Annotated in this window: 2 protein-coding genes and 1 pseudogene; all 3 read left to right on the top strand. The window is 67.7% G+C overall.

The window, feature by feature from the left end; genetic code table 11:
- A pseudogene (locus XM50_RS00170) lies at positions 1 to 482 on the top strand (potassium-transporting ATPase subunit B); the annotation flags it as partial.
- Between the two features lie 12 nt (positions 483 to 494).
- The gene (kdpC, locus tag XM50_RS00165) at positions 495 to 1,067 is read left to right on the top strand and encodes a potassium-transporting ATPase subunit KdpC (protein ID WP_046406323.1); all 573 of its coding nucleotides are present in this window, start codon (positions 495 to 497) and stop codon (positions 1,065 to 1,067) included.
- The coding region (locus tag XM50_RS00160; protein WP_046406321.1) for a histidine kinase at positions 1,067 to 1,642 on the top strand (576 nt) is incomplete at its 3' end. The genes kdpC and XM50_RS00160, both read left to right, overlap by 1 nt.

Raw genomic sequence — 1,642 nt, 5'->3', positions numbered from 1 at the left:
CGCCCGCGCTGGCGCAGGCCGATGTCGGCGTGGCGATGAACACCGGCACGCAGGCGGCGCGCGAGGCGGGCAATATGGTCGATCTCGACAGCGATCCGACCAAGCTGATCGAGGTCGTTGGCCTCGGCAAGCAGCTGCTGATGACCCGCGGCGCGCTCACGACCTTCTCGGTCGCGAACGACGTGGCCAAATATTTCGCGATCATCCCCGCGATGTTCGTCGCGCTCTACCCGGCGCTGGGCGTGCTGAATGTGATGGGGCTGGCAACACCGCAGTCCGCGATCCTCTCGGCGATCATCTTCAACGCCGTCATCATTCCGCTGCTGGTGCCGCTGGCGCTGCGCGGCGTCACCTACCGGCCGGTGGGCGCAGGGCCACTGCTGGCCCGCAACCTCGCCATCTACGGCCTCGGCGGCCTCGTTGCCCCGTTCGTCGGCATCAAGATCATCGATCTTGTCGTCGGCGGCCTCGGCCTCGCGTAAGGGAGCTTTCACATGGGCAAGGAATTTACCTCGGCGCTTCGCCCCGCAATCGTCATGACGATCCTGTTTGCGGGCGTGCTGGGGCTGGCGTATCCGTTGGCGATGACGGGGATCGGGCAGCTGCTGTTCCCACACCAATCCAATGGCAGTCTGGTGCGCGATCCGGCTGGCCGGGTGATCGGCTCCACGGTGGTCGGCCAGGCATTCACCACGGATCGCTATTTCCAGACACGCCCCTCGGCGGCCGGCAAAGGCTATGACGGGCTGGCATCCTCGGGATCGAACCTCGGTCCCGCCGCGCAGGCGCTGGTCGATCGGGTGACGCCTGACGTCGCCAGGCGCCGTGCCGAAGGCATCGACGGGCCGCTGCCGGCGGATCTGATGACCGCCAGCGGCTCGGGGCTCGACCCGGATCTGTCACCCGCCGCCGCACTGGCACAGGCACCGCGCATCGCCCGGATCCGGCGTCTTCCGGAGGCGGAGGTCCGCGCGGTGGTAACCGCGCACGTCCAGGGCTCGATCCTCGGTGAGCCGCACGTCAATGTCCTCGCCCTCAACCGTGCGCTGGACGGCATGGGGCGTTGATGGCGGTATCCGGTGATGGCAGACCTGATCCGGATGCCCTCCTGCGCCAGGCGGCGCAGGAGGGGCGGGGGCGGCTGAAGATCTTTCTCGGTGCGGCCCCCGGCGTCGGCAAGACGTATGAGATGCTGTCCGAGGGCGCGGCGCGGGAGCGCGACGGCGTCGACGTGGTGATCGGCGTGGTCGAGACGCACGGCCGGATCGAAACCGAGGCGCTGACCCGCGGCCGCGACATCATCCCCCGCCGTCGCGTCCCCTATGAGGGGCGAACGCTGCTTGAGATGGATCTCGACGCGATCCTGGCGCGTCGCCCGCGGCTGGTGCTGGTCGATGAGCTCGCACACACCAATGCGCCGGGCGGCCGCCATCCCAAGCGGTATCAGGATGTGGAGGAACTGCTCGCCGCGGGTATCGACGTCTATTCGACGGTGAATATCCAGCACGTCGAAAGCCTGAACGATATCGTCGCGAGCTTCACCCGCGTCCGCGTGCGCGAAACGGTGCCTGATCGTATCCTGGAGCAGGCGGAGATCGAAGTCGTCGACATTCCGCCCGACGAACTGATCGAGCGGCTGAAG

Origin of the sequence: Sphingomonas sp. Ag1 (genome assembly GCF_000980895.1) — a bacterium.
GTDB classification, from domain to species: Bacteria; Pseudomonadota; Alphaproteobacteria; order Sphingomonadales; family Sphingomonadaceae; genus Sphingomonas; species Sphingomonas panaciterrae.
This window is presented reverse-complemented; position numbering and strand designations above follow the sequence as displayed.